The 6,308-nt window shown below is 41.9% G+C and carries 8 protein-coding genes; 2 read left to right on the forward strand and 6 right to left on the reverse strand.

Annotation, left to right across the window (positions count from 1 at the left end; translation table 11 throughout):
* From K5677_RS08765 to K5677_RS08790, 6 genes are all read right to left on the reverse strand, one after another.
* On the reverse strand, positions 1 to 454 hold a 454-nt coding region (locus K5677_RS08765), incomplete at its 3' end, for a hypothetical protein (RefSeq protein WP_296726939.1).
* 2 nt (positions 455 to 456) lie between these two features.
* The gene (locus K5677_RS08770; RefSeq protein WP_296726942.1) at positions 457 to 1,416 is read right to left on the reverse strand and encodes a GTP-binding protein; all 960 of its coding nucleotides are present in this window, start codon (positions 1,414 to 1,416) and stop codon (positions 457 to 459) included.
* A 67-nt stretch (positions 1,417 to 1,483) separates the two neighbouring features.
* Positions 1,484 to 2,590, reverse strand: coding sequence for a GTP-binding protein (locus K5677_RS08775; RefSeq protein ID WP_366849187.1), 1,107 nt, complete (start codon positions 2,588 to 2,590; stop codon positions 1,484 to 1,486).
* Between the two features lie 8 nt (positions 2,591 to 2,598).
* Positions 2,599 to 4,203 carry a ZinT/AdcA family metal-binding protein gene (locus K5677_RS08780; protein WP_296726945.1) on the reverse strand — a complete coding sequence of 535 codons (1,605 nt, stop codon included), beginning with the start codon at positions 4,201 to 4,203 and terminating at the stop codon, positions 2,599 to 2,601.
* Positions 4,204 to 4,373: 170 nt separating this feature from the next.
* Entirely contained in the window at positions 4,374 to 4,676 is a 303-nt protein-coding gene (locus K5677_RS08785; protein ID WP_296726947.1) for a hypothetical protein, read from the reverse strand.
* 16 nt (positions 4,677 to 4,692) lie between these two features.
* Positions 4,693 to 5,085 carry an archaellum operon transcriptional activator EarA family protein gene (locus K5677_RS08790; protein ID WP_295095033.1) on the reverse strand — a complete coding sequence of 131 codons (393 nt, stop codon included), beginning with the start codon at positions 5,083 to 5,085 and terminating at the stop codon, positions 4,693 to 4,695.
* A gap of 691 nt (positions 5,086 to 5,776) precedes the next feature.
* Here K5677_RS08790 and K5677_RS08795 point away from each other — a divergent pair.
* Together K5677_RS08795 and K5677_RS08800 are read left to right on the forward strand one after the other, a co-directional pair.
* Positions 5,777 to 6,076, forward strand: a complete 300-nt coding sequence (locus tag K5677_RS08795) for a type II toxin-antitoxin system RelB/DinJ family antitoxin (RefSeq protein ID WP_296726953.1) — start codon at positions 5,777 to 5,779, stop codon at positions 6,074 to 6,076.
* Positions 6,066 to 6,308, forward strand: a 243-nt coding sequence (locus K5677_RS08800; protein ID WP_296726954.1) for a type II toxin-antitoxin system RelE/ParE family toxin, incomplete at its 3' end; no start/stop codon positions are given. The genes K5677_RS08795 and K5677_RS08800, both read left to right, overlap by 11 nt.

Here is a 6,308-nt window from a genome sequence, read left to right on the forward strand (position 1 = left end):
CAAACTCTATTCCCTGAGAACAACAGGCAGTAGCATCATTGATCAATACAGCAAAAAATTCTCTGCCATCAGTTTCTTGAAAATATGAGAATGGTCCTTTAGCCTTGACTGTCTTATCGAGATAATTATCTCCGTTATTGATCATATCAAATACCTGAGCATATACCATAGTCGAATTGAGCTGAGTGAGGTCAATATCTATATCTTTATTACTTAGGTCTGATGGATCAATTACCGCGCCGATATTGTTATGTGAGGTGGTGACACTGGTTGCAGCTGTTTTTTCAGCCGATGTGATGTCAGATGCAGGAGATGTGGTCATATCAGCCCCATTTGTAGTAATCTCATAAACGATAATATCGTTATTTGACAAAGCATTGTTATCAGAACTGCCGCAGCCTGTAATACCTGTTGTTATGGTCACAATAGCAGCTAATAGTATTATTTTTTTCATATTCAGCCTCCGTCATGATATGAAAAAGTGGCAATTTCCTCCTTTGGTGGATCACATTCATAAAGATCAACTATTTTAAGAAGGGGTATGTCAACGTTTTCGTGTTCATGGTGCTGTACTGTTATTTCGGCAGTAAGCGACACCCATTTCTCACCTTGTAACGGAAAATACCTGTTACACAGTGCAACAAACCAGCAAAACTGCATATCAGCTTCACAGCACGTCATAACATATCGTCCGACAGCAAATACGTTATCCGGAAGCTCAGGACGAGATGTTATCATTGCTTTGAATTTAACGGTTTTATCGTTATATTTCTTTGTCTCATTCATTATATCGCCGTACCAGATTGCGTAGTCTTCGTCCTTGATCAGTATAGTATCAGCATTTATATCATAGGGCAGGGGATCTTCAATATCATCGGCTATTATCATTCCGTTGTCTGCTTCATAGTATATTTCAGCTCTTCGATTAACCGAGCGTACTATTTTGTGCAATGCATTCACATCTGCTTTATTTGCATAGCGATTGAAAATAACCACATCGCAGACATTGAGCTTGTCAATTACAAGGCTTTTCAGATTCTCAACATAAATGCCGAATGAGGAGGTATCAGCTACAAATACTGTCTGGAATATCTTCCAGCTTTCCGGCTTGTTCAGAAGAAAGTCAGTCAGGTGCCACATACCGTTTAATTCAACAATAACTATATCAGCATTGTTTTCTTCAGACGTTTTTCTTAAAAACTGTTCATCAAGCTCAGATTTATCTTCGATCACTTGAAGCGATACTTTTTTACCTTTAAACTGTGTGAAATCATAATCATCAAATCCTTCTTCACAAACAAGAAGAAGGATATTCATATCATTTCCGAATTTGTCGCTGGATATTGTTTTTTGAATAAAATTCGTCTTTCCGCCTTCAAGAAAGCCGAGGAAAAGATAAACAGGTATCTTATTCATTATATCCTCCTATTTTAACACACAAGTGCAGAAAAACTAATGTGTCTTCCTGCACTTGTGTTATTATTTATATTGTAAGACAGCTTTCAAGACGTGAAAGAATATCCGCCTTTTTATAGCCCTTTCCGATGAAAACAAGCTGATTGATACGGTCTCCGTACTGCTCGTCCCAATCGTCTTTGAGGTCTGGATAATTCTCGAACATAGCGTCAAGCTCCTCTTGCGGACAGGAGGCGAGCCACTCGTTAAGTTCGGTAACGCTTGCGTTTCTGCCAGCCTGTTCAAAGAGCTGTATATGTACATCATCGTCAGCAAACCATACATAACCCTTTGTGCGGATAAGCTCCCTCGGGTATTCGTCTACCAGATCCATAAACTTGTTGCGGTCGAATGGGCGGACTTCTTCGTACACAAATGAAGTTATGCCGTATTCGTCCATGCAGGCTTCCTTGTCGGTTGGCTCATTGGTATTGAGCGCGCGCTGAATGGAAGATGAAGCAAGAACACTGTGATAATCGAATTCCTTGCCGTGAAGTATCTTGTCTGTATCGACTTCGCTGTTCACAGCAGGAATTATCTCAGCTTCGGACTGAATGTCACGTATAGCCTTTGTGACTTCTTCTATCTGCTGCGCACTGAGAAGATCTGTCTTATTGAGTATGATAAGATTGCAGAACTCTATCTGGTCGATGATAAGGTTGATTATGTCGCCCTCTTCGGTATCATTCTCCATAGATATTTCACTCAGGAATTCGTTATAGATACGGTCAGCGTCCACAACCGAAACAACAGAGCTGAGATATACATTGGTGTCGGGGGTGTCCTCGGTATAGACAACAAACGAAGCGGCAATATTGGACGGCTCACTGATGCCCGACGCTTCGACGAAAACAGCCTCAATATCGGGAAGCTGAGAGATACGCTCTATCTCTGCGATAAACTCATCACGGAGCGTACAGCAGATACAGCCGTTCTGAAGCTCCACCATTTCAACAGAAGCAATGCGGTCACGGTTCTTGTTCAGGAGAGCAGCGTCTATATTGACGCTGCCCATATCATTTACGATAAGTGCTATCTTGCGCTGTTCCTGTTTCAGAAGGTTCTGCATAAGAGTAGTTTTGCCCGAACCAAGATAGCCTGTTATAAGAATTACGGGAATTTTTCTGTTAGTCATACTGCACCTCATTTCAGTGCGTCTGCAAGAACATCATAGTTCTTCTGCATAAGGGAGATATAGCTTGCACCGCCTGCAATATCATTCTTGGATATGGACTGGAGAGAGTTAAGCGCTGCAATATCCACGGTCTTACCCGAATTATTTATAATAGATTCTGCAATATCCTTGCTGGAATTTTCAAGAGTGAAAATGGTCTTGCAGTCAAGCTCCTTCACCTTATCAGCAAGGAAAGCGATCGTTTTAAAGCTTGCTTCTGTTTCTGCTGAGCAGCCGATGAAAGCGGCGTAGTAGTCAAGACCGTAATCATCAACGAAGTAGCGGAAGGGGAATCTGTCGCCGAATACAAGCGCCTTAACAGAAGATGCGTCAACAAGTGTCTGGAAGCTGTTATCAAGTTCAGAAAGCTTTGCAACATAGCTGTCAAGGTTAGCCTTGTAATCCGAAGCGTTGGCAGGATCAATAGCTTCAATATTCTTTTCGATCTCAGCGCAGAGTACCTTTGCATTTTTCAGTGAGAGCCAAACGTGCTCGTCGTATTCTTCTTCGCCATCTTCATGCTCGTGTTCGTGTTCTTCTCCCTCATCTTCATCGCTGTGTCCGTGACCGATAACTTCATCGCACACTTCTTCGGGACTGAGTGCTGCGTCAAAGAAAGTAGGCCAGTTGCCCTCTGGATCAACGATAGCGTCATAGCTCTCATTACTCATACGGATGTGGAAATGCTCAGCCTTTTCAGGCTCGATGATATGGTCGTTGAACTCGATATACACAGGTGCGCCTGAGTTCTTATCCTCGGCTTCAAAGCGGTACATAGCAGCTCTTGTGCCTGTTGACCAGTCCTGAATAAAGTAGCCTGTATACTTGTAATCTGATTCAGTGACCTTGCCGTTCTTATCGGTAAACTTTATGTGGTCGTTGTGAATGCTGATAGCATTGTAATCGGACTTATAGCCCTTTGTGTAGTAGTCCTTGTACTCCTCAGCGGTCATACTGCCGTCTTCGGACTTATGCTCCCACGCCTCATCAAGTGAACCGTCAAGCACCAGTGGATACGCGGACTGCCAGTCACCCTCCCAGTCTGAGAGAGGTCTGTCCTTAACCTCATCATCTTCAAAGGTGGAAACTTCTTTGCTGTGCTCGTGCTCGTGCTCATGTTCGATTTCCTGCATACCTTCCTTGAGTTCCTCTACCTTAGCGGAGTCGCCGAGAACGTCCATAAGGTTGATGACTTTCATATCCGTGTTAGCAGCGCCTGCAAGAGCGTCTTCTACCCATTCATCGGACTCTCCGCCCACATATACGAAAAGGTCACAGGTGGATATCTTCATCATATCATCAGCGGTAGGTTGGTAGCTGTGAAGATCAACACCACTGTCAAGAAGATAAGTAAGCTCAACATTGTCAGCGTGATCGCCGAGTATCTCTTTTACCCAGTCATACTCAGGGAAGATAGTGCAAACTACGCTGAAGGGCTCAGCGCTTGCTTTATTAGCAGCTTGTGTGGTCACTTCTGTCTTACTGCTTGAAGAACTGCTTGATGAGCAGCCTGTCATTCCCATTGCAGCCATAGCGAATGTAAGGGCATATATGCCGATTTTTTTCTTAAACATAAAAATAGAACCTCCGAATTGAATAATTGAATCGCATAAATACTGGCGCATTTAAAAAGGGGCTTATTGCTCCTTAAATGCCATTTACCATGTATAAGAGTATAAGTATCTCAATGAGGAAATATCATAACACTTTTATACACACATTTATACACACACGGGGGCATTATTCAATTCAAAAGCTTCACTTTAAGAGAAATAAGAGTTGTATGTTCAGAGTGAGATCTTATAATTATATTGCAAATAACAGCAACATTGCAGAGTACCAGCGTAAGCTGTAATGATCTTGCAACTGCGGTTCCGAGAGTATGCAGTACCTTGTGACACTCCGCAAGTTCCATACAGATAGAACAGTCGTCACCCGTACAATTGTGATTATTGTGAGTAATAATAAAAGCAGTAGAGCAGAATATGACAAGGCTGAATACAACAATAACTATCCAGGATACTACTCTGTTTCTGTTTTTTGACATATCTGCTCACCTCACTTTACTTGCATTTATCACATATTCCGAGAATTTCTATATCTCCGTCAGTACCTATCGAAGCATTATGCTTCAGTTCATCTATGATATCGCAACAGACTTTTTCATCAATATGCTGAACTGCACCGCATATCTTGCATCTAACACTGATGCTGCCCGTTTTTTCATTTGATAACCTGTATTGATACTCACGATTCTGATTGATCTTGCGTCGGACAATACCGTTATTTACAAGATCAGTCATGATTCGATATACCGTACTTTCAGACGGTGAACAACCGGCGGCGCTGTCGGAACGTATACCCTCAACGATCTCCTTCACCGTAAATGCCTTACCAATATTTGTTTCAAGAAAAGAGAGTATGCTGGTTCGCTGCATAGTCTTATATGTCGCCATTGATTCACCCCATTTATTAAGAATATGATAATGATTATCATTTTCAGTTTTATATTATATTCGCAAGTTAACTGTTTGTCAATAATTCACTTGCTAATTCTACTTCTTAAACAAAATGATAATCGTTCTTATTTTACATTATAGTGCTCTTGACTATTTTTGAGGTGATCGTAATTGAATTAGTTGATAATATAGGATTCATTATCACGTAATTCAAGATGTCTTGACAGGGAACTGAAATACACGTTTTGCGTCCCATTACCTGGTACCAAGGTAGTAATAGAGGGATACAAAAGAAAAAAGCCCGAATAATCGGACTTTTGAATGTGCTGCCTGTACGAAACAGATGGCTTTCATGCGTGGAAAAAATTGCGTCCCAGAAAAACTGAGACGCGAAACTGTCCGCGGGGGCTCCCCACTGGTGCGGGTAAAAGGAGTTGAACCTGCACGGATTGCTCCGCCAGAACCTAATGATACAGCAATGCTATTGGAACAGACGTTCTTTTATTTGACTAAACCCATTATAGCACGTATTTCCGAGGTTGTCAAGTAGTTTTTTGAAAATATCTGAAGATCTGTGAGAAAGTGTGTCTCTAAGGCTTGACAAAATACCAAAGAAAAACGTGTTGACAATGTGTAACATATGTGATACAATATGATTGAAAGAATAACGAAAGGTCAGGTGAGCTTTATGGCTAAAACTGATACTATCCACATTCGTGTAAACGAGGAAACCAAGAATAATGCCGAGCAGACACTTGCCATGCTTGGGCTTACAATTTCAGATGCCGTCAATATGCTCCTTTGTCAGGTCAACCTCACCGGGAGTCTGCCGTTTCCGGTACAGCTTCCTGCACCTCAGAACGTGATAGTCAACAGCAGAGCTGACATCGAAAGAAAGCTCAATGAAGCAGAGCAGGATATAGCTGACGGAAACGTCTCTGCCGCTGATGAAGCATTTGCAAGACTGGAGAGCAAATATGCACTATAAGATACTGGTCACTAAGTCCTTTGAGTCGGACCTTGACCGCGTTCTGTTGTACATCGCGGGAACGCTGAAAAACAGAAGTGCAGCAGGCAGTCTGCTTAAAAAGGTCAGTGATAATATAACAATGCTTGATTCATCACCGCTTGCATTTCCTGTATATCCTCATATTTCTAAGGTCAGCTATCGTTTTATCCCAGTCGGGAATTACCTGATTTTTTATCATGTTGAAGAGGTG

It is taken from the genome of Ruminococcus sp. (genome assembly GCF_024684275.1).

Coding starts and splice junctions, on each gene's coding strand:
- K5677_RS08770 (WP_296726942.1), bottom strand. CDS start 1,416: ATGAATAAGATACCTGTTTATCTTTTCCTCGGCTTTCTTGAAGGCGGA.
- K5677_RS08775 (WP_366849187.1), bottom strand. CDS start 2,590: ATGACTAACAGAAAAATTCCCGTAATTCTTATAACAGGCTATCTTGGT.
- K5677_RS08780 (WP_296726945.1), bottom strand. CDS start 4,203: ATGTTTAAGAAAAAAATCGGCATATATGCCCTTACATTCGCTATGGCT.
- K5677_RS08785 (WP_296726947.1), bottom strand. CDS start 4,676: ATGTCAAAAAACAGAAACAGAGTAGTATCCTGGATAGTTATTGTTGTA.
- K5677_RS08790 (WP_295095033.1), bottom strand. CDS start 5,085: ATGGCGACATATAAGACTATGCAGCGAACCAGCATACTCTCTTTTCTT.
- K5677_RS08795 (WP_296726953.1), top strand. CDS start 5,777: ATGGCTAAAACTGATACTATCCACATTCGTGTAAACGAGGAAACCAAG.